Genomic DNA, 25,649 nt, shown 5'->3' on the forward strand with positions numbered 1-25,649 from the left:
AGTATCTCGATCATCGAGGTAATTCGAGGAGGGCTGATGTCGGCAGTTGACGACTTCGTTGCCGCCTACGACGCGCTGCTGGACGACTGGCCGGTGAACGTCACCCCCGTCGACGTCCCCACACCGTTCGGGTCCACCCGGGTCAACGTGTGCGGACCCGCGTCGGGGGCGCCGCTTCTCCTGCTTCCCGGAGGCGGGGCGACGTCGACCGTGTGGATCGCGAACGTCGCGGCGCTCGCCCGCAGTCACCGGGTGCTCGCGGTGGACGTCATGGGCGACGTGGGGCGCAGCGTGAACGACGGTGCACCGCTGCGCACGGCCCTGAACCTGTTCGAGTGGCTGGACGCCGTGCTCGACCATCTCGAGGTGAACGCGTCCGCAGTGGTCGGCCATTCGTACGGCGCCATGATCGCCCTCGCCTACGCGCTGCACGGTTCCCGTCGCGTCGACAGCCTGGTGCTGCTCGACCCGACGTCCTGCTTTGCGGGCACGAGCCCGAGATACCTGCTCCGTGCGGTGCCGGTGCTGATCAGGCCGACGGAGAAGCGGCAGCGGAGCCTGATCGGCTGGGAGACCGCAGGCGCCGGAGTCGACCCCCGGTGGCTCGGCGTCACCGCGCTCGGGACGGCCGCCTTCGGCCGCACCACGCTCGTGGTGCCCCCACGCCCGAAGCGGGACGCGCTGGCGCGGCTGACCGCCCACACGTCGGTGGTGCTGGCCGGGGCGAGCCGGGCGCACGATCCGGGGAGGGTGGCGGCGAACGTTCGCCGGTTGCTCCCGTCAGCCACGGTCACGACGATTCCCGGAGCCACGCATCATGCGCTGCCGATGGCGCCCGCTGCCGTCGTCGACGCGGCGATCCTCTCCGCGGGGGTGGGGCGCTAGGATGGGCGCCCGGTAGATCGTCGAGGTCCCACGGAGGTCGCAGCGTTGGCGAAGAAGCGGATTCCCGTCGTCATCGTCGCCGGATTCCTCGGTTCGGGAAAGACCACCCTGCTCAACCACGTGCTGCGCAACAACCGCGGGGTCCGGGTCGGCGTCATCGTCAACGACTTCGGCGCCGTGAACATCGATTCGATGATGGTGGCCGGTCAGGTCGATTCCATGGTGTCGCTGAGCAACGGCTGCATGTGCTGCGCCGTGGACGTCAGCGACATGGACGAGATGCTGAACCGCCTGGCGCATCCCACGTCGCAGATCGACGTGATCATCGTCGAGGCGAGCGGACTTGCCGAGCCGCGCAACATGATTCGGCTCGTTCTCGGCAGCACCAACCCGCACGTCGTGTACGGCGGTCTGGTCGTGATGGTGGACGGTGAGCAGTTCGAGGACATGTCGGCGCAGCACCCGGACCTCGGCAAGCACGTCACACTCGCCGACCTCGTGATCCTGAACAAGACGGACCGCATCGACGACGGCCGGCGCGCCGCCGTGCAGGCGATGGTCCGCGACTACAACGACCGCGCGCCCGTCCTGACCACCGACCACGGCCGGATCGAGCCCACCCTGTTGTTCGACCGGGAACCCGGGCGTGAACCGGCGGCGGGGGAGCAACTCACCCTCGACCAGCTCCTGCTGGACCAGCACGACCACTGCGAGGACCACGATCACCTCCACTCGTCCTACGAGGCAGTCGATTTCGCCTCGGACGACCCGATCGATCCGCGGCGGCTCGTCGAGTTCCTCAAGAAGCGACCGGTCGGGATCTACCGGATCAAGGGATTCGTGCACTTTGCGGTGCCCGGGCAGTCGCGGAAGTTCGAGGTGCAGACGGTCGGTCCGCACATCAGATTCACGTCGACGCGCTGGGAATCCGGCGAGGAGCGGGCGACCCAGCTGGTGCTCATCGGCGCCGACATCGAGGCCGAGCAGGTGCGGACCCGGCTCGCGGACTGTGTCGTGGCGGAGGGAGAAGAGGCGGACCCCGGCGCGATGCTGGGCGTGCACCGCTATACCGTGACCGCGTGACCGAGTCTGTGTGTAGTCCTGAAACGAATCCCGAGCCCGCGCTGTCCGTGTACGACGCGATCCGTCGTCGCCGTGACGTGCGGGCCGAATTCACCGGGGAGCCGATCGCGGCCGACGTGCTCGACCGCATCCTGGGCGCGGCGCACTGCGCCCCCAGCGTCGGCAACACTCAGCCCTGGGATTTCGTCGTCGTGCGCGACACCGAGACGCTGACCACGTTCGCCGACCACGTGGCGGGCGCGCGGCGGCGTTTCGCGGACTCGCTGCCCGAAGACCGAAAGAAGACGTTCGATCCCATCAAGATCGAAGGGATCTGCGAGAGCGGTATGGGCATCGTCGTCACCTACGACCGGAGCCGCGGCGGCGAACACATCCTCGGCAGGCACACGGTCGACGACACCGGTCTGTTCTCCGCCGTGCTCGCGATCCAGAATCTGTGGCTCGCCGCGGCCGCCGAGAACGTCGGCGTCGGCTGGGTGTCGTTCTACGACGAGCCCTATCTCACCGAATTGCTGGGAATCCCCGACCCGGTGCGCCCCATCGCCTGGCTGTGCGTGGGGAAGGTTGCCGAGTTCCAGCAGGTGCCGGACCTCGAGCGCTTCGGGTGGCGGGGGCGCCGGCCACTGGCCGACGCCGTCCACCTCGAGAAGTTCTAGCCCTGACGGCGGCGTGAGCCACCGGCGGACGCCGTGCGGGTGCCGCCGCCCGTGGACGCAGCGGCGCGCGGGCGTCCGGCCGCACCCGAGCGGGAGCGACGTGCGCCGCCGCCCTGACCGTGTGCGCGACCGCCCTGGCCGCGTCCACCCTGGGCGCCGCCCGGTCGCTGATTGCGTCCGCCGCCGTTCGACGCCGGTGCCGCCTTGGGGGCGGGAGCGACGTGCGGTGCGATGTCGCCGACCAGGTCGAGCACGTGTGCGGACTCCGCGGTGCTGCGGACGGGGGTCACCTTGATCGCGGCCTTGCGCATGAGCACGGCGAGGTCCTTGCGCTGCTCGGGCAGCACAACCGTCACGACGTCGCCGGCGCTGCCCGCGCGTGCGGTGCGACCGGAACGGTGCAGGTATGCCTTGTGCTCGGCGGGCGGATCGACGTGGACGACCAACTGCACGTCGTCGACGTGGACGCCGCGCGCGGCGACGTCGGTGGCCACCAGCACGCGTGCCTCACCGGCGGAGAACGACGCGAGGTTGCGGTCACGGGCCGCCTGCGACAGGTTGCCGTGCAGGTCGACCGAGGGGATTCCCGCCTCGGTGAGCTGACGGGCCAGCTTGCGGGCCTGGTGCTTGGTGCGCATGAACAGGATCCGGCGTCCGGTTCCGGACGCCAGCCGCTCGACCAGCTTGCGCTTGGCTTCGACGCCGTCCACGTCGAACACGTGGTGCGTCATGGCCGCGACAGGCGAGTTCGCCTCGTCGACCGAGTGCAGGACCTCGTTCTTCAGGAACCGCTTCACCAGCTTGTCGACGCCGTTGTCCAGGGTGGCGGAGAACAGCAGCCGCTGCCCCTGCTGGGGAGTCGCGGTGAGGATGCGGGTGACGACGGGCAGGAAGCCGAGGTCGGCCATGTGATCGGCCTCGTCGAGCACGGTGATCTCGACGGCGTCGAGGCTCACGAACTTCTGCTTCATCAGGTCTTCGAGCCGTCCGGGGCACGCGACGACGATGTCGACGCCGGCCTTGAGAGCGCTCACCTGACGGTTCTGGGAGACACCACCGAAGATCGTGGTGACCCGCAGGTCGTAGGCGGCTGCGAGGGGCTCGAGGGTTGCGGTGATCTGCGTGGCGAGCTCGCGGGTGGGGGCCAGGATCAGGCCCACCGGGCGGCCCGGGCGACGCTTTCCGCCCGACAGTTCACCCGCGAGGCGGGACACCATCGGGATGGAGAAGGCCAGCGTCTTACCGCTGCCCGTCTTGCCCCGGCCGAGCACATCGCGGCCCGACAGCGTGTCGGGGAGGGTGTCGACCTGGATGGGGAACGGGGAGGTGATCCCCTTGTCGGCGAGTGCTTTCACCAGTGGTTCACGGACACCGAGCGCGGCGAACGTCGTGTCGGGAGTATGTGTATCAGACAAGTGGTCAGGCCTTTCGGGCACAGGGTTGTGCCCGGAGGGCCGATACGGAAGGTCTCCGTCGGAGCTCGAGCACAGGTTGGCGGCGTTGCCGGTCGGCAAGCTTCTTCGCCGTAAGAAGAGCGGATGCGGTGGTGCACATCCAACAGGATTCGGGTGACCGAACTGAATGCGTTCTACGACGCTGGATGACCGTCGTGGTCACCTAGTGATCGCCACTCTACCCGGTGGCAGCCGAACGGTCCGACCGAGGAGTCACAAACCGACCCATTCCGAGGCCCCGTCGGCGAATTTCTGCCGCTTCCAGATGGGTACCTCGTGCTTGATGCGCTCCACGAGTTCGGCGCACGCGGCGAACGCCTCGGCGCGGTGTGGTGCGGCGACCGCGGCGACCACCGCGAGGTCGCCGACGGTGAGGGATCCGACCCGGTGGATGGCCGCCACGGGCAGTCCGGTGGACGCCGCGACCTCCTCGCACACGGTACGGAGGAAGCGTTCGGCGTCCGGGTGCGACTGGTATTCGAGGTCCGAAACGGATTGTCCGCCATCGTGATTGCGCACGACTCCGGTGAACACCACGACGGCGCCGTGCTCGGGCCCGGCCACGGCGGCGTCGACGACGGCGGGATCGAGGGGTTGATCCGAGATCTGGGCGAGGATGTCAGGCATCGTGCGCACCTCCGCCGGCGACCTGAGCGAGGAGATGGTCGACGATGGGGTCGAGGACGGACAATCCGTCCTTGACGCCGCCCGGCGAACCGGGCAGATTCACCACGACTGTGCCGTTCGCCACACCCGCGAGTCCGCGGCTCAGCGAGGCGTGCGGGGTGACCTCCGTCCCGCGATACCGGATGGCGTCGGCCACACCGGGCAGTTCGCGGTCGAGCACCGCGCGGGTCGCCTCCGGGGTCGCATCCGTAGGGGAGACGCCGGTGCCGCCGGTGCTGATGATCAGCGCCGGATTGCCGGACAGTGCGTCGGCGAGGCCGGCCGCGATGTCGGCGTCCGCGTAGACCAGCGGACCCCGGGTGGTGAAGCCACGGTCCTCGAGCCACGCGGCGATCACCGGGCCGGTCGTGTCTTCCCGAGTGCCCTTCGCGCCGCCGGTCGAGGCGACCAGAACGGCCGCGGATCGCGATGTCACCGTGGGGATTCCGGTGCTCTGCTGCTCACGCGTCCAGTGTCCGCGTTTGCCGCCGTCCTTGGTGAGCAACCGGACACCGTCCAGTGTCGCGGCAGGGTCGACGGCTTTCACCATGTCGTGCAACGTCAATCCGGCCACCGCCACGGCGGTGAGGGCCTCCATCTCGACACCCGTCGGGCCCTTCGTCTTCGCGGTGGCCTCGATCGTGATGGCATCGTCGGTGAAACCGAACTCCAGCTTCACCGAGGACAGCGCGAGCTGATGGCACAACGGAATCAGCTCGGACGTCTTCTTCGCCCCCGAGATCCCGGCGATCCTGGCCGTCGCGAGAACGTCCGCCTTGGGTAGATCGTCGGCCCGGACCAGTTCGATCACCGCGGGTGTGGTGACCAATTGCCCCGCGGCCACCGCGATTCGGGTCGTGTCCGCTTTCGCGCTCACATCGACCATGCGGGCGCGGCCCTCACTGTCGAGGTGCGTCAGGTCGCTCATAGGGGTATCACCTTCACGAGTTGGCCGGCGTCGAGCGCGGTGACGTCGGCGGGAACGTCGACGAGGACGTCCGCCCATGCCATCGCGGCGACGAGATGGGAACCGGGGCCGGACACGAGTTCGACTCCGGCATCGGTGCGGCGTGCGCGGAGGAACTGCCGCTTGCCGGGAATGGAGGTGACGGCCGCGGCGAGCGGCAGTTCCTCGGGTTCCGTCGCGGGGAGCCCGGCCGCGCGCCGGATCTCGGGACGCGCGAACACCTCGAACGAGACGAGCGTGCTCACCGGGTTCCCGGGAAAGTTGAGGACGGGCGTGCCGTCCACGACGGCGGTGCCCTGCGGGCCGCCCGGTTGCATCGCGACGTGACCGAACTGTGCGCCGAGCGGTGAGAGCGTCTCCTTGACCACCTCGAAGTCGCCCATCGACACCCCGCCGGAGGTGAGGACGAGATCGGCGCTGGTGGTCGCCTCCGCGAGCAGGGTCCGGAACTCGGCGGGGTCGTCGCCGCTGCGGGTGATCGAGACGACCTCGGCGCCGTTGGCCCTGGCGCTCGACGCGAGGGCGATGCCGTTGGAGTCGTAGATCTCGCCGGGGTGCAGTGTGGTCCCGGCGTCCACCAGTTCGGCCCCCGTGGTGATCACGGCGACGCGGGGGCGCGGACGCACCGGGACGCGCTGCAGGCCGACGGCGGCGAGGACGGCGATGTGCCGGGCGGCGAGAACACTGCCTGCGGGCAGCAGGAGCGTGCCCTCCCGGACGTCGCTGCCGCGCTCGCGCACGAATTCGCCCGCGGCGCGCGAGCGTTCGATGCGGACCTGTCCGTCCGTGGCCTCCGTGTCCTCCACCGGGACGACGGCGTCGGCGCCGTCGGGGATCGGGGCCCCGGTCATGATCCGGTAGGCGGTCCCGGGAGTGTGGGTGGTGGCGCCGGCCGGTCCCGCGGCGATCACGCCCAGCACCGGCAGCACAGCCGGCACCGACGTGACGGATGCGGCGTCGACCGCGTACCCGTCCATCTGCGAATTCCGGAACAACGGCAGGTCGACGGGGGAGTGGACGTCGGCGGCGAGGGCGCGCCCGAGTGCCTCGCCGAGCGGAATCTCCTCGGCCGGGCGCTCATGGAGCGTCGCGAGGAGTTCGGCGACGTGCTGGGTGTGCTGCTCCACAGAGCGTGCGGTCACGATGTTCCTCCGGCCATGGTCACCAATCCTAGGCATCCCTCCGACAGGGCGACGAGGGCACCGCGCCGGACAACGGTCACCCCCTCGCGGCATACTGGACAGATGCAGCGAAAGGCAACTCGATGACGGCAGTGGCGATGGGAATCCCGACCGTCCGGTCGTCGGTCTCGCTCGCGGGCAGGCCCGACGTCGACCAGCTGGTCGACCGGTTCGGCCGGGTCGCGCGTGACCTGCGGGTGTCCATCACCGAGAAGTGCTCGCTGCGCTGCACGTACTGCATGCCCGAGGAAGGCCTGCCCGCCATCCCGGCGGAGAACCTCCTCACCGCGGACGAGATCGTCCGGCTCGTCGACATCGCCGTCCACCGGCTCGGAGTGCGCGAGGTGCGGTTCACCGGGGGCGAGCCGCTGATGCGCGTGGATCTCGAGCAGATGATCGCCGGGTGCGCCGAGCGCGCGCCGGGGATCCCGCTCGCGATGACCACCAACGCGGTAGGTCTCGAACACCGCGCGGCCGGGCTCGCCCGGGCCGGACTGACGCGGGTCAACGTCTCCCTCGACTCGGTCGATCGTGAGCACTTCGCGAGACTGACGCGGCGCGACCGGCTGCCGTCGGTGATCGCCGGTATCCGCGCCGCCGCCCGAGCCGGGCTGGCGCCGCTGAAGATCAACGCGGTGCTGATGCCCGAAACGCTCAGTGGAGCGGCCGATCTCCTGGAGTGGTGCCTGAGCGAGGGCGTTGCACTGCGGTTCATCGAGGAGATGCCGCTCGACGCCGACCACGAGTGGGCACGCGAGAACATGGTCGCCGCCGACCGGTTGCTGGCCGTCCTCGGCGAGCGGTTCACCCTCACCGAACACGGGAGGGAAGATCCGTCGGCGCCCGCCGAGGAGTGGCTCGTCGACGGCGGACCGGCCACGGTCGGGATCATCGCGTCCGTCACCCGCTCGTTCTGCTCCGACTGCGACCGCACCCGCCTCACGGCCGAGGGAACGGTACGGTCGTGCCTGTTCAGTGACCAGGAGATCGACCTGCGGGCGGCCCTGCGGTCGGGTGCGGGCGACGAGGAGCTGGCGCAGTTGTGGCGCGGCGCGATGTGGAACAAGTGGGCGGGCCACGGAATCAACGCGGACGGCTTCGCGCCGCCGCAACGCAGCATGGGAGCAATCGGTGGATGACGTGACGGGCATTTCGGTGCGGTACTTCGCGGCCGCCGCCGACGCGGCAGGCTGCACCAAGGAAACGCTCGACCTTCCGGCCGGCGCGGATCTCGGCCAGGTGAAGGCACTTCTCCTCGCCAAGTACGGTCCCGACATGCAGCAGGTGCTGTCAGTCTCCGCCTTCCTGGTGGACTCCGAGCTGACGCGCGATCTGACCCGCACCGCCGGCACGCAGGTGGACGTGCTGCCGCCGTTCGCCGGCGGCTAGCGGGCCGCGTTCACGGAGTCGGCCAGCCACCGGTCGAACGTGATCGTTCCGAACCGATTGTCGGGCACCAGGTTCGACTCGTCCCGAAAGAACTGACCCATCGCGCCGGGAAGAGGCACGTTCACGACGAACCCGTGCGTCCCGGTGGCCTTCTTCCACGCCGCCGTCAGATCGCGGGCGGTGCGAACCTCCGGGCCACCGATCGTGATCGGCTCCTCCGGCGCCGGTTCGGCGGCCAGGGCGGCGTCGACCAGCGCGGTCGCGACGTCTCTGGTGTCGATGGTCTGGAAGCTCGTCTTGGAGAAGGCGGGGATCAACCCGGTCCGGCTCGCCGGCTTCGCGATCATGGGAATGAAGTCGTGGAACTGGGTCGCCCGGACGATCGACGTCTCCATCGCGGCACTCTCGTAGACCCGTTCCTGCTTCCGCTTCGCCCGGTAGTAAGGGAATTCGCTTCGGTCGACGTTGACGATGGAGAGCAGGACGGCGCGTCCGACTCCCGCGCCGTCCGCGGTGGCGAGGAGGTTCTCGGCCCCCTTCTCGAGCACGGCCCGGGTTCCGCGGGTCTTGCCGTCGGTGGTGTCCACCACGACGTCGACACCGTCGAGGGCCTCCGCGAGGCCGTCACCGGTGACGAGATCACCGTGGAAATGGGCGATCTCGCTGCCCGGCGCGCCGCCGTGCCGGGTCAGGACCCGGACGGAGTGACCACGCGCGAGGAACTCCTTGACCACCTGCCGGCCTGCAGTGCCGGTACCGCCCGCGACCAGCGCCTGGACCATCGGGTCACCGCCACCACGTGTCGAGCGGGGTCACCGGGACCGTGCGCTTGTGGCGGGTATTCAGGAACATGGTCTCGAGCTTCTGGGCGACGGCGTCCGGCACGTCCTTGCCCTCGAGGTAGTCGTCGATCTGTGCGTACGTGACGCCGAGCGCTTCCTCGTCGGGGAGGGCGGGGCGATCGTCCTCGAGGTCGGCGGTGGGGACCTTCTTCCACGTGCTCTCCGGTGCGCCGAGTTCGCGCAGGAGTTCGGCGCCCTGACGCTTGGACAACCCGGTCAACGGGGTGACGTCCACGCCGCCGTCGCCGAACTTGGTGAAGAAGCCGGTGATCGCCTCGGCGGCATGGTCGGTGCCGACCACGAGGTATCCGAGCTGGCCGGCGATCGAGTACTGGATCACCATGCGTTCGCGGGCCTTGATGTTTCCGCGGACGAAGTCGCGGAGTTCGCCGCCGTCGCCGATGATGTCGCGCAGCGCCTCGGACGACTCCTTCGCGGTGGCGTCCGCGCCGGGCTTCACGTTGACGACCACCGACCGGTCGGGCTTGATGAAGTCGAGGGCGATCTGCGCGTCGGACTCGTCGGCCTGGGTGCCGTAGGGCAGCCGCACGGCGACGAACTCGGCGTCGTGGCCCTCGTCGCGCAATTCGCTCGCCGCGAGCTGGGCGAGGCGTCCGGTGAGGGTGCTGTCCTGACCGCCGCTGATGCCGAGGACGAATCCCCTGGCCGGGGTCGACAGCAGGTAGTCCTTCAGGAACTGAACACGTTTGCGGATCTCGTCAGCCGCATCGATGGTGGGCTGGGCACCGAGTTCCTCGAGGATCTGCGCACGTAGATTCGCCATGACAGAACTCTAGCGAGTGCCCCTGACGAGTGCAGGGTACGGTTCCGCGCATGAGGAGATCGGGCGTTCTGGTGGTCAGCGCGACCAAGGCGGAGGCGGTGCACGTCCCGTCCGAGTTCGAGGTCCTGATCACCGGGATCGGCAAGGTGAGCGCCGCCGTGGCCGTGGCGTCCGCACTCGCCGACTACCCGCGAACGGACAAACCGCTCGTCGTCAACATCGGCACCGCCGGTGCGTTGCACGAGCACCACAGCGGCCTGTTCACGCCGTCGACCGTGCTCAACCACGACATCAGTGGCGACGCCATCCGGGCGCTCGGGCACGAGGTGGCCGATCTCCTCGCCCTGCCGGACGGCGACGGCTCCGTGCTCGCGACCGGCGACCTGTTCGTGTCCGACGCCGGTGTGCGCGACGTGCTCGCCCGCCGAGCCGACCTCGTCGACATGGAGGGTTTCGCGGTCGCCTATGCCAGCGCTCGCGGCGGCGCCCGGTGCCGGCTGGTCAAGCACGTCAGCGACACGGCCGACGACTCGGCACTGGACTGGCCCGCCCGGATCGATGCGAGCGCCCGGGAACTCGGGCGCTGGCTCGCGGCTCTCTAGCTCGCCCGCAGTGTCAGCCCGATTCCGTCGCTGTTGACCAGCCGCAGCGAGTCCGAATGGACGCTGTAACCGGTCTCCCCGGTCAACGCCGCGAGGACGGCACGCTCGACCTCCGAGACGTCCGGGGGGCACGCCATCCGGGTGGTGGCCCAGGGGCTGAACAAGATCGAACTCTGCTGCACGTCCGCGGTCCCGGTCATGCGGTTGCAGCCGGTGAAGCCGGACGCCGAACCGTCGCCGGCGATCAACAACTGGGGTGCCGTTCTCTCCAGTGCCGCCGTCGTCGTGACCGCGTCCGGGCTGATCAGCGCGGTGACCGTCCAGGTGGTCCCGACGACGGGCCGACCCGGCCGGACGACCTTCTCGTCCGTCAGCGTCACCGAACCGGTGGGCGTGGTGAGGGTGAGCGTGTCGCCGCCGAGGGTCCAGTTCGGCTGCGCGTCGAGCAGCGCCGCCACCCAGGCGTCCGCGCCGGCGGCCTCTCCCGGACACGCCATCAGCGTCATCGCGAGCGGACCTGCCACGACCTTCCCGCCGGACAGGTCGACGTCGGCGCTGCCCTGATTGCATCCGGCCTCGACGGAGAGGCGTCCGGGGTCGGTGAAGCCGAGCACGAGCGGCCCACCGCCGGGAATGGGATCGCCCTCGACGGAGGTGGAGATGTAGGTGCGGCCCGCGGGATCCGGCGGCGTGGTCTGCGCGTCCCCGTCGCATGCGGTGAGCGAGGCGAACGTCAGGAGGCCGAGAACGGTGGCGGTGGTGCGCATTCCCCGAGGTTAGACAAATTGTCCGGATTCGGGATCAACATCGGGTGACGCGCCGGATCAGGTCCTCCCACGCGTCGCCGAGACGTTCCACGGACATCCCGAGGTCGCGCAGTTCGTGCAGTACCAGCGTGGCCTCGAGCGGTGCGAGCAGGGAACAGGCGAGCAGTTCGTGGTCGCCGTGCACCCCGGCCGCGCGGAGCAGGGACACGACGTGGCGCACGGACACCGCCCGGGCGGGTGCGGCGAAACGGAACTCGAGGGAATTCTCGGCCGCGCGCTGGACCTCACCCTGTACCTCGACGATCGCGATGCGGGCGTGCCCGAAGGCGATCAGCCGGTCGATCGGGTCGGCGCCCGGACCGAGCGGCGGTGGACCGAACATGAAGGACTGCTGGAGTTCCCGTTCGGTGTGGTCGAGGAGTGCGTGCATGAGGCCCGACCGGCTGCCGAACCGGCGGAACACTGTGCCCTTGCCCACACCGGCCTTGCAGGCGACCGCGTCCATCGTGACGGCGTCGACGCCGCGCTCCGCGACCAGCAGCGCGGCCGCGTCGAGCAGAAGACGCCGATTACGTGCGGCGTCTCCGCGTTCGGGGGGATCGACCCCGATCTGGGGCAGGAGGGGACTGGTCACGCCTCGCATCCTACCGTGACGGGAACATAAGTGGACCGCGGTCCGTTTAGTTGCTATACATGTTCACGAGTCGCCCTACGCACCATCGAAGGATTATTGACATGTCACAGACCAACGTTCTCGTTCTCGTCGGCAGCCTGCGCGCCGCCTCGGTCAACCGTCAGCTCGCCGAGACCGCGATCGCCGTGGCGCCCGAGGGTGCCGAGGTGACCGTGTTCGACGGCCTCGGAGACGTCCCCTTCTACAACGAGGACATCGACGTCGCCGGTTCCATCCCCGCCGTCGAGGCGCTGCGCGACGCCGCCGGCCGGGCCGACGCGCTCCTGCTCCTCACGCCCGAGTACAACGGCACCATCCCCGCCGTCCTCAAGAACGCCATCGACTGGATCTCCCGGCCGTACGGCACCGGTGCCGTGAAGGACAAGCCCGTCGCCGTCATCAGCGCCTCGCCCAGCGGCAACGGTGCCCAGTGGGCGCACGAGGACACCCGCAAGGCCGTCCGCATCGCAGGTGGCAAGGTCCTCGAGGACGTCACCCTCGCCATCGGCGGCACGATCGACAAGTTCGGCGACCGGCACCCGCGCGAGAACGCGGAGGTCGCGCAGCAGGTTGCCGACGTCGTCGCCAGCCTCGTCGACGCCACGAAGCAGCTCGTCGACGCCTGACGATTCCGCTCGCGCGCGGCGCCGCCGTCGCTACAGCCCGGTCCGATCCAGGGCTGCGTCGACGGCGTCGCGCACCGAGTCGAAGTCTTCACCGGCCGCCAGGGCAGAGTCCCTGGCGGCTTCTATCTGTTCGCGCACCGTCTCGTACCGCGCGACCCACTCCTCCTTGTTGTCGCGCCAGTAACCGATGACGTCGTAGCGGTCCGCATGCCAGCGCAGGTCGTGGCGCAACCAGCGTCGCACCGCCCGCGACACCCTTGCCTCGCCCGCGAACCACACGTATCCCGGTGCATCCGGTCGCGGCCAGTCGCGGGCCGCCTCGGCGAGCAGGCTGTCGCCGGCGCCGTTTCCGCTCCCGTCCAGCCACGTCACGGTCAGCGCGGCATCGGTGGCGAACTGCTGCCGGTCCTCGGGGGTGGTGACCTCCGCGATCACGTGTACCCGCGCCGAGCCGGGTAGCTCCTCGACGATCCGGCCCACCGCGGGCAGTGCCGTCATGTCGGCGACGAGGAGCTGCCACTCGGTGTCGGCGGGCGGCGCGTACCACCCCGAGGCGGTCGAGAACCCGAGCGTCTCGCCCGGGCGCGCGCCCGCGGCCCAGTGTGCTGCGGTCCCGCCCGCATGGACGGCGAAATCGATGTCCATCTCCTGTGCGTCCGGGTCCCAGCGACGCACGGTGTAGCTGCGTTTCTCTTCGCCGTCGGGCGGGAAGGCGAGGAGCAGGCGCTCGTCCGGCCTTCCGCTGGACTCGAATCGACCGAGATCTCCGCCCGCGAGGGTGATCCTCTGCATGTTCGGCGTCACCCGCCGCGTGCGCGCCACGGGTGCCGACCAGTCGAGGTGGTCCAGGGAGTCGTCGGACATGCGCTCACGGTAGCGGGACGGCCCGGCAGTTACCGGTCGGCAAGCGTGGGGGCGCGTCGTACGCGACGCCCCGGTGTGCCCGGCCGCAGGCGGCCGGGAAGCGGCGCCTCCGGGTGTGACGAGTACGCCGCTCGGAGGGCGCCGCCGTGGTCCGGCGGAGTCCTCTGCGGCCGGTCCGGACGGTGCTCTCCCGGGGCCTGCGCCGCGGATGCGGGCGTGTCCTCGGAGGTGACGTAAGCTCCCGGAGCCTCCAGTGCACGAGCGCGATGCGAGGGGTGTTCCGCGTCACGCCGAAAATGTGATGTGTGACACGCCGGAGCGAGCACGAAATTTATGGTCCGCGGGATGACGACCTGGGAATTTCATCAATGTGACTCACAACATCTCGGGTTAAGTGTTTCTGTCGGCCACTAGGTGTAGTGTCTTGAGCACTGAGAGACCACAACGAGAACCGACTCGGTGAGCATCTCCATCGGGGGTCACCGCCATCTCGATCAGGGGAAGTCTCAGTGCGCTGAACACACACTTCGTCAGCTCCATTCGGCAGTGGAAAGAGGGACTTCATGAGCATCACCGTCTACACCAAGCCCGCTTGCGTTCAGTGCAATGCCACCTACCGGGCCCTCGACAAGGCGGGTATCGAATACTCCGTCGTCGACATCACCGAAGACCCCGAGGCCCGGGACTACGTCATGGCACTGGGATACCTGCAGGCGCCCGTGATCGTGGCCGGTGACGAGCACTGGTCGGGCTTCCGCCCCGACCGCATCAAGACCCTCTCGGCAAACGCTGCTTGAAGCGAGGCGATCGCACCGCCCGAGGCGGAATTCGATCCGATTCCCGAGCGGCAGTAAACGGTAGTACTAGTCCGGATGGTGGAAACCGATGACATCGCTGGTGTACTTCTCCAGCGCCTCGGAGAACACGCACCGATTCGTCCAGCGGCTCGGGCTGCCTGCGACGCGCATACCCATTCACGACCGCGAGGGCACCTTCGAGGTTCGCGAACCCTACGTGCTGATCGTCCCCACGTATGGCGGGGGAACGACGGCCATGGGCCGCGACACCAGTTACGTCCCGAAGCCGGTCATCCGATTTCTCAACAACACACACAACAGGTCGCTGATCCGAGCAGTGATCGCGGCAGGAAACACCAATTTCGGTGAGTCCTATTGCTTTGCAGGAAACATCATTTCTCAGAAATGCCACGTTCCCTACCTCTACCGCTTCGAACTCATGGGCACAGCCGAGGACGTCGAGCGGGTCAGGGCCGGTCTGGGTGAATTCTGGGATCACTTAGACGACGAGGAGCACGAGAAGTGGCGCCGACCATCACAGACACCATCGACGCGGGGAGCGTAGAGCGCGACGCGCGCGGTGGAGACTCGACGAACGGTCTCGATTACCACGCACTCAACGCAATGCTCAACCTGTACGGCCCCAACGGCGAGATCCAGTTCGACAAGGACGTCGCCGCCGCCCGCCAGTACTTCCTGCAGCACGTCAACCAGAACACCGTCTTCTTCCACAACCTGGACGAGAAGCTCGACTACCTCGTGGAGGAGAACTACTACGAGCCCGAGGTCCTCGACCAGTACTCGCGCGCGTTCGTGAAGTCGCTGATCGAGCACGCCTACTCGAAGAAGTTCCGCTTCCCGACGTTCCTGGGCGCGTTCAAGTACTACACCTCGTACACGCTGAAGACGTTCGACGGCAAGCGTTACCTGGAGCGATTCGAGGACCGCGTCTGCATGGTCGCCCTCACGCTCGCCGCCGGCGACGAGGAACTGGCGACCAAGCTCGTCGACGAGATCATCGCCGGCCGGTTCCAGCCCGCCACCCCCACGTTCCTCAACTCCGGCAAGAAGCAGCGCGGCGAGCCCGTGTCCTGCTTCCTGCTGCGCATCGAGGACAACATGGAGTCCATCGGCCGCTCCATCAACTCGGCGCTGCAGCTGTCCAAGCGCGGCGGCGGAGTTGCGTTGCTGCTCAGCAATGTTCGCGAGCACGGTGCCCCGATCAAGAAGATCGAGAACCAGAGCTCCGGTGTCATCCCGATCATGAAGCTGCTCGAGGACTCCTTCTCGTACGCCAACCAGCTCGGCGCGCGTCAGGGCGCAGGCGCGGTGTACCTGCACGCGCACCACCCGGACATCTACCGCTTCCTCGACACCAAGCGGGAGAACGCCGACGAGAAGATCCGCATCAAGACGCTGTCGCTGGGTGTGGTCATCCCGGACATCACGTTCGAGCTGGCGAAGAAGAACGAGGACATGTACCTGTTCTCGCCGTACGACGTCGAGCGCATCTACGGTGTCCCGTTCGCGGACGTCAACGTCACCGAGAAGTACTACGAGATGGTCGACGACAAGCGGATCCGCAAGTCGAAGATCAAGGCGCGCGAGTTCTTCCAGACCATCGCAGAGCTGCAATTCGAGTCGGGCTACCCCTACATCATGTTCGAGGACACGGTGAACCGGGCCAACCCCATCGAGGGCAAGATCACCCACTCCAACCTGTGCTCGGAGATCCTGCAGGTCTCGACGCCGTCAGTGTTCAACGACGACCTCTCGTACAGCGAGGTCGGCAAGGACATCTCCTGCAACCTCGGCTCGCTGAACATCGCGAAGACCATGGACTCGCCCGACTTCGCACGCACCATCGAGGTGTCGATCCGAGCCCTCACCGCGGTGTCCGATCAGACGCACATCTACTCGGTGCCGTCGATCGAGCAGGGCAACAACGACTCTCACGCCATCGGCCTCGGCCAGATGAACCTGCACGGGTACCTGGCCCGTGAGCGGATCTTCTACGGCTCCGACGAGGGCATCGACTTCACGAACATCTACTTCTACACCGTCGTGTTCCACGCGGTGCGGGCGTCCAACCGGATCGCCATCGAGCGGGGCACCCACTTCAAGGGCTTCCCGCAGTCCAAGTACGCGTCCGGCGAGTACTTCGACAAGTACACCGATCAGGTGTGGGAGCCGAAGACGGAGCGGGTGCGGCAGCTGTTCGCCGAGTCCGGTGTGCACATCCCGACGCAGGACGACTGGCGCGAGCTGAAGGCGTCCGTGCAGAAGTACGGCATCTACAACCAGAACCTGCAGGCCGTCCCGCCGACGGGGTCGATCTCGTACATCAACTACTCCACCAGCTCCATCCACCCGGTGGCGTCCAAGATCGAGATCCGCAAGGAAGGCAAGATCGGCCGCGTCTACTACCCGGCGCCCTACCTGACCAACGACAACCTGGAGTACTACCAGGATGCCTACGAGATCGGGTACGAGAAGATCGTCGACACCTATGCCGCGGCGACGCAGCACGTCGACCAGGGGCTGTCGCTGACGCTGTTCTTCAAGGACACCGCCACCACCCGCGACATCAACAAGGCGCAGATCTACGCGTGGCGCAAGGGCATCAAGACGCTGTACTACATCCGGCTGCGTCAGATGGCTCTGGAGGGTACCGAGGTCGAAGGTTGCGTTTCCTGCATGCTGTAGGCGGCTCCGCCGCCCGTGAGTACTTGTCAACCGCCGGCGGTTGACAAGTACTCACAGCCGAACGAAGTGAGGAATCAATGGTCAAGCTGGTGAGTCGCGTATCCGCGATCAACTGGAACCGCGTCCAGGACGAGAAGGACGCCGAGGTGTGGGACCGTCTCGTCGGCAACTTCTGGCTGCCCGAAAAGGTGCCGGTGTCCAACGACATCCCGTCGTGGGGGACGCTCACGCCGCAAGAGAAGCAGCTCACGATGCGGGTGTTCACGGGGCTGACGCTCCTCGACACCATTCAGGGCACCGTGGGCGCCGTCAGCCTCATCCCCGACGCCATCACCCCGCACGAAGAGGCGGTGTACACCAACATCGCGTTCATGGAGTCGGTGCACGCCAAGAGCTACAGCTCGATCTTCTCGACACTGTGCTCCACCCGCGACATCGACGACGCCTTCCGCTGGTCCGAGGAGAACCCGAACCTGCAGCGCAAGGCCGAGATCGTCATGGACTACTACCAGGGCGACGAGCCGCTCAAGCGCAAGGTGGCATCCACCCTGCTCGAGAGCTTCCTGTTCTACTCGGGCTTCTATCTGCCGATGTACTGGTCGTCGCGGGCGAAGCTCACCAACACCGCCGACCTCATCCGCCTCATCATCCGCGACGAGGCCGTGCACGGGTACTACATCGGCTACAAGTACCAGAAGGGGCTCGAGCAGCTCACCGAGGCCGAGCGCGACGACCTCAAGAACTACACGTTCGAGTTGCTCTTCGAGCTCTACGACAACGAGGTCGACTACACCCAGGACCTCTACGACGAGGTGGGCCTCACCGAAGACGTCAAGAAGTTCCTGCGGTACAACGCGAACAAGGCGCTGATGAATCTCGGCTACGAGGGTCTGTTCCCCAAGGACGAGACGGACGTCAACCCGGCGATCCTGTCGGCGCTCTCACCCAACGCGGACGAGAACCACGACTTCTTCTCCGGCTCGGGCAGCTCCTACGTCATCGGCAAGGCCGTCAACACCGAAGACGAGGACTGGGACTTCTAGGCCCGCTCGCGACTTCCAGAGCTGTCGCCCAATGTCACACCGGTTAAGTTCGACTGCACCGGTGTGGCATTGGGCGAACTGCGTTCAGCGGCGGAACCACGCCTCGGGCTCGTCCTGCAGCGCCTTGTCGAGCCGCAGCCGCGACGACGGGGTGAGGTCCGGCGGCAGCGCGTCGGGGAAGAACCAGGCGACGTCGTGGTTTTCGTCGTCCGACACGGAAGCCTCCCCGATCAGGTGCCGCGCGAGGAAGCACACGTCGAGATACTGCGCGACGTCGCCGTTCGGGTAGGTGATCGGGTCGGTGACGTCGACGCTCGTGATCCGGACCAGTTCCGCGTCGACGCCGGTTTCCTCGCGCACCTCACGCAGGGCGGCGGGTCCGGGTTCCTCCCCAGGTTCGAGGATGCCGGACACGACGGCCCATTTGCCGTTGTCGACGCGCCGGGTCAGCAGCACCCGGCCGTCGGCGTCACGCACGACGACACTCACCCCGGACAGCCACAGCGGCGCAGTGCCGACGTGGCCGCGCAGGGCGGTGACGAACTCGGGGACGGGCACCGGGCCTCCTAGCCGACGTAACCGTTCAGCGTGTTCCGCAGGTCGGTGAGCATCGCGCGCGCGGCGACGACACCGTTTCCGCCCCACACGTCACCCTCGACGGCGAAGACCCGCTTGTCGGAGGCCGCCTCGAGGTCTTCCCAGGCCTCACCGGACATGACGTCCTCCGCGTGCGCGGTGCCCTCCTCGCCGTCCAGGACGGCGTAGATGAGGTCGCCCTCGGCCTGATCGATGTCGGATTCGGAGATCGGTTCGGTGACTGCGCCGTCGAGGTTCTGATACGCGGGTCGCCGCACACCGGCGTCGGTGAGGACCTGGCCGGCGAACGTGGCCGGACCCTCGACCTCCATGCTGTCGGCGCCGAAGCGGACGACGGAGGCCTGCGTCTGCGCGGCATCGATGTCGACGCCGAGTTGCTTCGCGTCCTGCTGGTACAGCTCCAGTGCGGCCGTCGCCGCGTCGGCGCGGCCCAGGGCGTTGCCGGCGAGGAGGAACTGCGCCTTCCAGTACACGGGGTCGGAGCCGACGAACACGGTGGGCGCGATGGGGGAGAGCGCGCCGTCCAGCTGGTCGGACGCCGGACTCGATCCGAGGATCAGGTCCGGGTCCGCCTGCGCGATCTTGTTCACGTCCGGGGCATCGACGGATCCGACACTCGGGATCTCGGAGATGCCCGTGCCGAGGTATCCGGGTTGCGGCGAGTCCCCGTCGACGGTCGCCGCGCCGACCACGTTCTCCCACATACCGAGTGCGCACACCGCGTCCAGCGCGGCGCTGTCGAGTACCACGATCCGCTGCGGATCGGACGGAACCTCGCTCTCGCCCTTCGTGTGGACCACCCGGTGCGTCGAGCCGGCCGCGAGTGCGGCGTCGACCGGGGCCGGCTCGGCGCAGGCGGTCGTGGTGTCCCTCTCGATGCCGACCACGCCGGCTCCGGCGATTTGCGTGGTGGTCCGGACGATGGACGCCGCGGGATCGTCGTCGGACGGTTGAGAGCAGCCGGCGACTGCGAGCGCAGCGACGGCGGCGACGAGACCGGTGGACGCGCGGCGGGCGGAAAACCTACGAGGGGACAATTCGGCGACTTCCTGTGTGTGCGGGCGCGTTCAGGTTAGCCGCTGTGCTTGTCCACCCCGAACGTGTCCGACAGGTCGTCGAGGATGAGATGCGCGCCTTGGATGCTGACCGGCGACATCCAGCGGGCGTCGTCGACGTCGATCTTGCGTCCCTTCAGCGTCTGCCACAACGGGCTCTCCAGGAACGGCTTGGCCGCTTCGGCGCTCTTGCCGGCCGGGTCCTGCCAGGTGCTGACGAAGATGGCGTCGCCCTCCGCCCCGCTGATCAGCTCGGGGCTGATGGCTTGCATGATGTTGTCCGGATCGGCCGGATCGGGGCCCTGGCTCTGCGGACGGGCGAGCCCGGCGTCCGACAGGACGATCCCGCTGAACGAGGTCGTGCGGTAGAGGCGCGCCGTCGGCTCGCCCGCGAACCGGACGACGGAGATCACCGGATTCGACGCCGTGTCGTTGATCTCCGCGCCGACGGCGGCGGCCCGCTCCTCGTAGGCGCCGATCTTCTGCTCCGCGAGCTCCTCCTTGCCCAGTGCCGTGCCGACGAGCCGGATGTTGTCCTTCCACGTGGGCCCGGTCGTCTCGGTGAAGATGGTCGGCGCGATCGCGGACAGTTGCCCGTAGTTCTTCGCGTCGCGCACTTCGGCGGAGATGATCAGGTCGGGTTGCAGCGCGGCGATCTGCTCGAGGCTCGCGTTGCTGACCTTGCCCACCGATTCGGCTTCCGCCGCGAACTCGTCCCGCGAGGAGCCGAGGTAGTCGGGCAGGCCGGGTTCGCGGTAGTCGACGTATCCGACGAGCGGCGCCTCGAGGAGGAGGACGGCGTCGGTGAAGCTGTTGTCGAGTGCCACGATGCGCTGCGGCGCGGCCGGGATCTCGGTGCTGCCGCGGAAGTGGTCGACGGTGCGGGGGAACTGCCCGGTCGACGAGGTGGTGCTGGATGCGGCGGCGGAGTCGTCGCTGCTGGAGCAGGACGTGATCGAGAAAGTGGCTGCAGCGGCCAGTGCGACCGCGCCGGCGACGACCCGGCGTCGGGAGAGAACGTTCACATGGTGCTCCTGGTAGAAGTTAGGTGAGCGAAACCTTAGCACCGGGGTTTCGGCGTGTCGGAGCGTCCGGGATCCGTGTCGACCGGTCGCGTGCGACACGCCGGACCGCGTGACAGTGAGCACTCCCCGGGGCCACAAACCGCAGGTCGCGTGCGCCACAATTTGCTCTGAGTCCGGGTAAGTACGACAGTGGGTAGGACCCAGTCGGAGGCCGCTCAGGGCACGGTCTACGATTCGATGAGCGCAAGCCAGAGACCGTTCGCCTCGCAGCCCGGGGACGGACGCGCATTCAGGAGGATCAGTGACTGCCGTAGCGCCCCAGCCAGTCCCCGCGATAGCTGCAGCCAGGCCTTACCCGCCGCGGCAGGGACCCAAGGGCTCGTTCATCTTCAAAATGATTACGACCACCGACCCCAAGGTGCTCGGAATCATGTACTTGACGACCTCGATCGCGTTCTTCCTCATCGGTGGTCTCATGGCCCTGATGATGCGCGCCGAGCTCGCTGTGCCCGGTATGCAGTTCTTGTCGAACGAACAGTTCAACCAGCTGTTCACGATGCACGGCACGATCATGCTGCTGCTGTACGCGACGCCGATCGTGTTCGGGTTCGCCAACTACATCCTGCCGCTGCAGATCGGCGCCCCCGACGTGGCGTTCCCGCGACTCAACGCGTTCAGCTACTGGCTGTACGTGTTCGGCGCGATCATCACGACCGCCGGCTTCATCACCCCCGGCGGTGCCGCGGACTTCGGCTGGACCGCCTACACGCCCCTGACGAGTGCCCTGCACTCCCCGGGCGTCGGCGCCGACCTCTGGGTCATGGGCCTCGCGGTCGCAGGCCTCGGCACCATCCTCGGTGGTGTCAACATGATCACCACCGTCATCTGCCTGCGTGCCCCCGGCATGACCATGTTCCGGATGCCGATCTTCACGTGGAACATCTTCATCACCAGCATCCTGATTCTGCTGGCGTTCCCGCTGCTGACCGCTGCATTCATGGGCCTGTTCGTGGACCGTCACCTCGGTGGCCACATCTTCGACCCGGCCACCGGCGGTGTGCTGCTGTGGCAGCACCTGTTCTGGTTCTTCGGTCACCCCGAGGTGTACATCATCGCGCTGCCGTTCTTCGGCATCGTGTCGGAGATCTTCCCGGTCTTCAGCCGTAAGCCCGTGTTCGGTTACAGCGGCCTGGTCTACGCGACCCTGGCGATCGCCGCCCTCTCCATCGCGGTATGGGCTCACCACATGTACGCCACCGGCGCCGTGCTGCTCCCGTACTTCTCGTTCATGACGTTCCTGATCGCGGTGCCCACCGGGGTGAAGATCTTCAACTGGATCGGCACCATGTGGAAGGGGCAGTTGACGTTCGAGTCGCCGATGCTGTTCTCCATCGGCTTCCTCATCACGTTCCTCTTCGGTGGTCTGTCCGGCGTCATCCTCGCGAGCCCGCCCCTGGACTTCCACGTCACGGACACCTACTTCGTGGTCGCCCACTTCCACTACGTGGTCTTCGGCACCGTCGTGTTCGCCACCTACGCCGGCATCTACTTCTGGTTCCCGAAGATGACCGGACGCATGATGGACGAGCGTCTCGGCAAGTGGCACTTCTGGACCACGTTCATCGGCTTCCACGGCACGTTCCTCGTCCAGCACTGGCTGGGTAACGAAGGTATGCCGCGTCGCTACGCCGACTACCTGCCCTCGGACGGCTTCACGTTCCTGAACACCTTCTCGACGATCTTCGCGTTCGTCCTCGGTGCCTCGACGCTGCCGTTCATCTGGAACGTCTTCAAGAGTTACCGGTACGGCGAAGTCGTGACCGTCGACGACCCGTGGGGTTACGGCAATTCGCTCGAGTGGGCCACCAGCTGCCCGCCGCCGCGGCACAACTTCACCGAGCTGCCGCGCATCCGCTCCGAGCGTCCCGCGTTCGAGCTGCACTATCCGCACATGGTCGAGCGGATGAAGGCAGAGGCGCACGTCGGACCGGGCCACGGTGGCAAGCACGCCAGCACCGTGCTCGAGAAGGAACGCCACGAGCCGCTGACCGTCGGCGACGAAGGCGACCCCGGAACCGACACCGGCCGCTGACACATCAGTTTCGGAAAGGCCCCGCCCCCACACCGGGCGGGGCCTTTCAGTTGGCACAATGGGTGCCGGACAAGCCGCGCGAGCAACATGATCGGAGTACATCGGTGGGTGCAGCAGACACCACTGTTCTGGTGACCGTGACGGGCCCCGACCGACCCGGCGTCACCTCGGTGCTCTTCGGGTCGCTCTCCCGCCACGACGTGAGCCTTCTCGACGTGGAGCAGGTGGTGATTCGTGGGCGACTGACCCTCGGTGTCCTGGTGGCCTGCCCCGAGAACGGGGAAGCGCTGCAGGAGGAACTCGAAGAGGCGATGGCCACCGTCGGGATGTCGGTGGACGTCGAGATCGGTGCCGATCCGGGCAGGCAGTCGCTGTCCACCCACGCCGTGGTCGTCCTCGGTAGCCCGGTGTCCGCTCGCGCGCTGCGCTCGGTGGCCCGGGAGATGGCGACCCTCGGGGTCAACATCGACTCGATCCGGGGTGTCGCCGATTACCCGGTGACGGGCCTCGAACTTCTCGTGAGCGCTCCCGGCACGGCGGAGGCGGACAAGAGTCTGCGCACCGTACTGGCAGAAGTGGCCGTGCGCGAGAACGTCGACATCGCGGTCGAACGCGGGGGACTGGCCCGTCGGGCCAAACGGCTCATCGTGTTCGACGTCGACTCGACCCTCGTCCAGGGCGAGGTCATCGAGATGCTCGCCGCGCGGGCGGGCGTCGAGGACGAGGTGCGCGCCGTCACCGAATCGGCGATGCGCGGCGAGATCGACTTCACCGAATCCCTGCACCAGCGGGTCGCAACCCTCGCCGGCCTCGACGCGTCCGTGATCGACGACGTCGCGGAAAACTTGGAACTGACACCGGGCGCCCGCACCACCATCCGGACGCTGCGCAGGCTCGGCTTCCACTGCGGTGTGGTGTCCGGCGGTTTCCGGCAGGTCATCGAGGGCCTGGCCCACGAACTGGAACTGGACTTCGTGCAGGCCAACACGCTCGAGATCGTGGACGGCAAGCTCACCGGCCGGGTGATCGGCGACATCGTCGACCGGGCCGCGAAGGCGACCGCACTGCGCAAGTTCGCCGCTCAGGTCGGCGTCCCGATGGAACAGACGGTGGCGGTCGGCGACGGCGCCAACGACATCGACATGCTCAACGCCGCCGGGCTGGGAATCGCGTTCAACGCCAAGCCCGCTCTGCGCGAGGTCGCGGACACCGCACTGTCGCACCCCTTCCTCGACGCCGTGCTGTTCATCCTCGGGGTCACCCGCGACGAGGTCGAGGCCGCCGACGCGGTGGACGGCGTGGTGCGACGAGTCCCGCTGTCGTGACGGAATCGTGCCGCGGTGCGGTCACCGGGGAGACCGGTGACGACACCCTGTGGGCGGCGCGTCACGCCGTCCTCGCGGCCGGATACGGCGGCCGGCCGGATCCGGACGACCCGGCACAGGTCCTCGCCATGCCGATCGTGCTGCACATTCCGAAGGCCGACCCCCCGCCCCGTAGTGCTCTGCTGGAAGCTGCAGCCACCGCGGCCGTGGCGTTGTGCCTCGACCCCCGCGTCGGCCCCGATGAGACGGGCGCGCCCGGACCGTGGCAGGAGGATTACCTCGTCTGGATCGGGTCCCGGATCCGCAAGGTGACGCGGCGGGCACGGGGAGCCGGGTGGCGTGCGGCGCAGGAGGTCGACGGGATCACCGTCGACGTCGACGGTGCGCAGGCCCGCGCGCTCGTGCCCGTCGCCGTCGGTGCGCTCGATCCCCGCATCCGGAAGTTGCAGATCGGCGGGACCGATCTCGACCACGACGACCCCGGAGAGATCCCGGACGGGGATCCGGTGCTGTGGATCAACTCCGCTCTGGACATGACGGTGGGGAAGGCCGCGGCCCAGGTGGGCCACGCGTCGATGCTGCTCGCCGGTGCGATGACCACCGAGCAGGCCCGCGCGTGGGCGGCCACCGGCTACCGCTGCACCGTGCGGGACGCCGACGTCGGACTGTGGGAAGAGCTGACCATCGAGGTGGTGCGGGGCCGGGCGATCGCAGTGCGCGACGCCGGCTTCACCGAAGTGGCTCCCGGATCGATGACCGTGATCGCCTGCCCCTGAGCGTGGTGGCCGACGCATCGACAGTCCAGTGCCTGCGTCGTGGCTATGGGGTGCGGCAGGATTTCCCGGAACACTGACGGGCATGCTCGCTCGACGCCTGATCGCTCTGTTCGCCGGACTGTGGCTGTACGGCTTCTCGATGGCCATGATGATCACCGCCGGCCTCGGTCTCGACCCCTGGGATGTGTTCCATCAGGGGGTCGCGGATCGCACGCCACTCAGTTTCGGTGTGGTGACCGCGCTGACCGGTGTCGTGGTGCTCGCGCTGTGGATCCCGATCCGCCAGAAACCGGGATTTGGGACGATCGCCAACGTCGTGGTCATTGCCGTCTCGGTGGACACCTCGCTCGCGTACCTCGAACCCGCCGACTCCCTTCTCGTGCGCATCGTGGTGATGCTCGGTGGCGTGGTCCTCAACGCGCTCGCCACCGTGCTGTACATCGGTGCGGGGATGGGTCCCGGCCCGAGGGACGGTCTCATGACCGGTCTGGTCGCGCGCACCGGGCTGTCGGTGCGGGTGATCCGCACGTCGATCGAGGTGACGGTGCTGGCCACCGGCTGGTTGCTCGGCGGCACCGTGGGGGTGGGCACCGTCGTCTACGCGCTGGGCATCGGCCCGCTCATCCAGCTGATGATGCGCTTCGGTGGCATCTATCCGACCGCACGAAAGACGAGCAGCGTCGGACCGGACAGTGCGATCGTGGAGTCTCCGGAGATCGGGCCGGCCGGCGCGGGTGCGCCGTCGGGGGACGCCGAGTCGAATTCGGCGAGCACCGTGCCGTAGAACCATTCGG

The 25,649-nt window shown here is 67.9% G+C and carries 27 protein-coding genes; 15 read left to right on the forward strand and 12 right to left on the reverse strand.

Going from position 1 to position 25,649, the window contains the following annotated elements:
• Positions 1 to 36 precede the first annotated feature (36 nt).
• The 3 genes from QM806_RS16070 to bluB are packed head-to-tail and all read left to right on the forward strand — an operon-like array spanning position 37 to position 2,624.
• On the forward strand, positions 37 to 885 hold the full coding sequence (locus QM806_RS16070) for an alpha/beta fold hydrolase (protein WP_054247805.1): 849 nt from the start codon (positions 37 to 39) through the stop codon (positions 883 to 885).
• A gap of 45 nt (positions 886 to 930) precedes the next feature.
• Positions 931 to 1,968: a CobW family GTP-binding protein gene (locus QM806_RS16075; RefSeq protein ID WP_283292018.1), complete on the forward strand. Its 1,038-nt coding sequence runs from the start codon at positions 931 to 933 to the stop codon at positions 1,966 to 1,968.
• Positions 1,965 to 2,624 carry a 5,6-dimethylbenzimidazole synthase gene (gene bluB, locus QM806_RS16080; protein ID WP_051055332.1) on the forward strand — a complete coding sequence of 220 codons (660 nt, stop codon included), beginning with the start codon at positions 1,965 to 1,967 and terminating at the stop codon, positions 2,622 to 2,624. The genes QM806_RS16075 and bluB overlap by 4 nt, the downstream gene beginning before the upstream one ends.
• On the opposite strand, the gene QM806_RS16085 is transcribed toward bluB, so the two are convergent.
• The 4 genes from QM806_RS16085 to QM806_RS16100 form a co-directional block, all read right to left on the reverse strand.
• Entirely contained in the window at positions 2,621 to 4,039 is a 1,419-nt protein-coding gene (locus QM806_RS16085) for a DEAD/DEAH box helicase (RefSeq protein ID WP_169693573.1), read from the reverse strand. The two genes, bluB and QM806_RS16085, sit on opposite strands and share 4 nt — an antisense overlap.
• Before the next feature lie 252 nt (positions 4,040 to 4,291).
• Complete coding sequence (locus QM806_RS16090; RefSeq protein WP_025432319.1) at positions 4,292 to 4,705, reverse strand: molybdenum cofactor biosynthesis protein MoaE; 414 nt, start codon at positions 4,703 to 4,705, stop codon at positions 4,292 to 4,294.
• Positions 4,698 to 5,672, reverse strand: coding sequence for a bifunctional molybdenum cofactor biosynthesis protein MoaC/MoaB (gene moaCB / locus QM806_RS16095; protein ID WP_283292020.1), 975 nt, complete (start codon positions 5,670 to 5,672; stop codon positions 4,698 to 4,700). Before moaCB ends, QM806_RS16090 begins: the two co-directional genes overlap by 8 nt.
• Positions 5,669 to 6,853 carry a molybdopterin molybdotransferase MoeA gene (locus QM806_RS16100; RefSeq protein WP_120659276.1) on the reverse strand — a complete coding sequence of 395 codons (1,185 nt, stop codon included), beginning with the start codon at positions 6,851 to 6,853 and terminating at the stop codon, positions 5,669 to 5,671. The genes moaCB and QM806_RS16100 overlap by 4 nt, the downstream gene beginning before the upstream one ends.
• Positions 6,854 to 6,975: 122 nt before the next feature.
• Between QM806_RS16100 and moaA the strand changes: the two genes are divergently transcribed.
• Both moaA and QM806_RS16110 read left to right on the forward strand, forming a co-directional pair.
• Positions 6,976 to 8,031 (forward strand): GTP 3',8-cyclase MoaA, encoded by a 1,056-nt coding sequence (moaA, locus tag QM806_RS16105; protein WP_005259589.1) that lies wholly within the window; start codon positions 6,976 to 6,978, stop codon positions 8,029 to 8,031.
• The gene (locus QM806_RS16110; RefSeq protein WP_005566366.1) at positions 8,024 to 8,281 is read left to right on the forward strand and encodes a MoaD/ThiS family protein; all 258 of its coding nucleotides are present in this window, start codon (positions 8,024 to 8,026) and stop codon (positions 8,279 to 8,281) included. The genes moaA and QM806_RS16110 overlap by 8 nt, the downstream gene beginning before the upstream one ends.
• Here QM806_RS16110 and QM806_RS16115 read toward each other — a convergent pair.
• Both QM806_RS16115 and nadE read right to left on the reverse strand, forming a co-directional pair.
• Entirely contained in the window at positions 8,278 to 9,063 is a 786-nt protein-coding gene (locus QM806_RS16115) for an SDR family oxidoreductase (RefSeq protein WP_005566364.1), read from the reverse strand. The genes QM806_RS16110 and QM806_RS16115 overlap by 4 nt on opposite strands.
• A gap of 4 nt (positions 9,064 to 9,067) precedes the next feature.
• Positions 9,068 to 9,907: an NAD(+) synthase gene (gene nadE / locus QM806_RS16120; protein WP_005566362.1), complete on the reverse strand. Its 840-nt coding sequence runs from the start codon at positions 9,905 to 9,907 to the stop codon at positions 9,068 to 9,070.
• A gap of 50 nt (positions 9,908 to 9,957) precedes the next feature.
• Here nadE and QM806_RS16125 point away from each other — a divergent pair, with 50 nt between their 5' ends.
• Positions 9,958 to 10,509, forward strand: a complete 552-nt coding sequence (locus QM806_RS16125) for a nucleosidase (protein WP_043789679.1) — start codon at positions 9,958 to 9,960, stop codon at positions 10,507 to 10,509.
• Here QM806_RS16125 and QM806_RS16130 read toward each other — a convergent pair.
• Complete coding sequence (locus QM806_RS16130; protein WP_120659273.1) at positions 10,506 to 11,276, reverse strand: META domain-containing protein; 771 nt, start codon at positions 11,274 to 11,276, stop codon at positions 10,506 to 10,508. The genes QM806_RS16125 and QM806_RS16130 overlap by 4 nt on opposite strands.
• Before the next feature lie 34 nt (positions 11,277 to 11,310).
• Positions 11,311 to 11,910, reverse strand: coding sequence for a TetR/AcrR family transcriptional regulator (locus tag QM806_RS16135; protein WP_005240279.1), 600 nt, complete (start codon positions 11,908 to 11,910; stop codon positions 11,311 to 11,313).
• A gap of 101 nt (positions 11,911 to 12,011) precedes the next feature.
• On the opposite strand from QM806_RS16135, the gene QM806_RS16140 reads away from it, so the two are divergent.
• Entirely contained in the window at positions 12,012 to 12,575 is a 564-nt protein-coding gene (locus tag QM806_RS16140) for an NAD(P)H-dependent oxidoreductase (RefSeq protein WP_005240282.1), read from the forward strand.
• A gap of 30 nt (positions 12,576 to 12,605) precedes the next feature.
• Here the strand turns inward: QM806_RS16140 and QM806_RS16145 are convergent, their stop codons facing one another.
• Positions 12,606 to 13,439 carry a siderophore-interacting protein gene (locus QM806_RS16145; protein WP_005566356.1) on the reverse strand — a complete coding sequence of 278 codons (834 nt, stop codon included), beginning with the start codon at positions 13,437 to 13,439 and terminating at the stop codon, positions 12,606 to 12,608.
• 563 nt (positions 13,440 to 14,002) lie between these two features.
• Between QM806_RS16145 and QM806_RS16150 the strand changes: the two genes are divergently transcribed.
• From QM806_RS16150 to nrdF, 4 genes are all read left to right on the forward strand, one after another.
• The gene (locus tag QM806_RS16150) at positions 14,003 to 14,236 is read left to right on the forward strand and encodes a redoxin NrdH (RefSeq protein ID WP_005240286.1); all 234 of its coding nucleotides are present in this window, start codon (positions 14,003 to 14,005) and stop codon (positions 14,234 to 14,236) included.
• A gap of 88 nt (positions 14,237 to 14,324) precedes the next feature.
• A complete protein-coding gene (gene nrdI, locus QM806_RS16155; RefSeq protein ID WP_005259574.1) occupies positions 14,325 to 14,801 on the forward strand; it encodes a class Ib ribonucleoside-diphosphate reductase assembly flavoprotein NrdI in 477 nt (158 codons plus the stop codon).
• Positions 14,759 to 16,942, forward strand: a complete 2,184-nt coding sequence (gene nrdE / locus QM806_RS16160; protein WP_037204660.1) for a class 1b ribonucleoside-diphosphate reductase subunit alpha — start codon at positions 14,759 to 14,761, stop codon at positions 16,940 to 16,942. Before nrdI ends, nrdE begins: the two co-directional genes overlap by 43 nt.
• Positions 16,943 to 17,019: 77 nt before the next feature.
• Positions 17,020 to 17,985 carry a class 1b ribonucleoside-diphosphate reductase subunit beta gene (gene nrdF, locus QM806_RS16165; protein ID WP_005240291.1) on the forward strand — a complete coding sequence of 322 codons (966 nt, stop codon included), beginning with the start codon at positions 17,020 to 17,022 and terminating at the stop codon, positions 17,983 to 17,985.
• A gap of 84 nt (positions 17,986 to 18,069) precedes the next feature.
• Here nrdF and QM806_RS16170 read toward each other — a convergent pair whose 3' ends face one another.
• Genes QM806_RS16170 through QM806_RS16180 form a run of 3 tightly spaced genes read right to left on the reverse strand, consistent with a single transcriptional unit; the run spans position 18,070 to position 20,662 of the window.
• Positions 18,070 to 18,543 (reverse strand): NUDIX hydrolase, encoded by a 474-nt coding sequence (locus QM806_RS16170; RefSeq protein WP_120659272.1) that lies wholly within the window; start codon positions 18,541 to 18,543, stop codon positions 18,070 to 18,072.
• A gap of 8 nt (positions 18,544 to 18,551) precedes the next feature.
• Positions 18,552 to 19,619, reverse strand: coding sequence for an iron-siderophore ABC transporter substrate-binding protein (locus tag QM806_RS16175; protein ID WP_005566352.1), 1,068 nt, complete (start codon positions 19,617 to 19,619; stop codon positions 18,552 to 18,554).
• A gap of 35 nt (positions 19,620 to 19,654) precedes the next feature.
• Positions 19,655 to 20,662, reverse strand: a complete 1,008-nt coding sequence (locus tag QM806_RS16180; protein WP_054248122.1) for an ABC transporter substrate-binding protein — start codon at positions 20,660 to 20,662, stop codon at positions 19,655 to 19,657.
• A gap of 301 nt (positions 20,663 to 20,963) precedes the next feature.
• Here QM806_RS16180 and ctaD point away from each other — a divergent pair, with 301 nt between their 5' ends.
• The 4 genes from ctaD (at position 20,964) to yczE (ending at position 25,639) form a co-directional block, all read left to right on the forward strand.
• Positions 20,964 to 22,754 carry an aa3-type cytochrome oxidase subunit I gene (gene ctaD / locus QM806_RS16185; protein WP_011598346.1) on the forward strand — a complete coding sequence of 597 codons (1,791 nt, stop codon included), beginning with the start codon at positions 20,964 to 20,966 and terminating at the stop codon, positions 22,752 to 22,754.
• A 104-nt stretch (positions 22,755 to 22,858) separates the two neighbouring features.
• A complete protein-coding gene (serB, locus tag QM806_RS16190; RefSeq protein WP_005240300.1) occupies positions 22,859 to 24,079 on the forward strand; it encodes a phosphoserine phosphatase SerB in 1,221 nt (406 codons plus the stop codon).
• Positions 24,076 to 24,855, forward strand: coding sequence for an aminoacyl-tRNA hydrolase (locus QM806_RS16195; protein ID WP_120659270.1), 780 nt, complete (start codon positions 24,076 to 24,078; stop codon positions 24,853 to 24,855). Before serB ends, QM806_RS16195 begins: the two co-directional genes overlap by 4 nt.
• A gap of 82 nt (positions 24,856 to 24,937) precedes the next feature.
• Entirely contained in the window at positions 24,938 to 25,639 is a 702-nt protein-coding gene (gene yczE, locus QM806_RS41695; protein ID WP_259465556.1) for a membrane protein YczE, read from the forward strand.
• The last annotated feature ends 10 nt before the right edge of the window (positions 25,640 to 25,649 follow it).

The sequence above is a fragment of the Rhodococcus sp. IEGM 1351 genome, assembly GCF_030056875.1.
In the GTDB taxonomy this organism is placed as follows: domain Bacteria; phylum Actinomycetota; class Actinomycetes; order Mycobacteriales; family Mycobacteriaceae; genus Rhodococcus_F; species Rhodococcus_F opacus.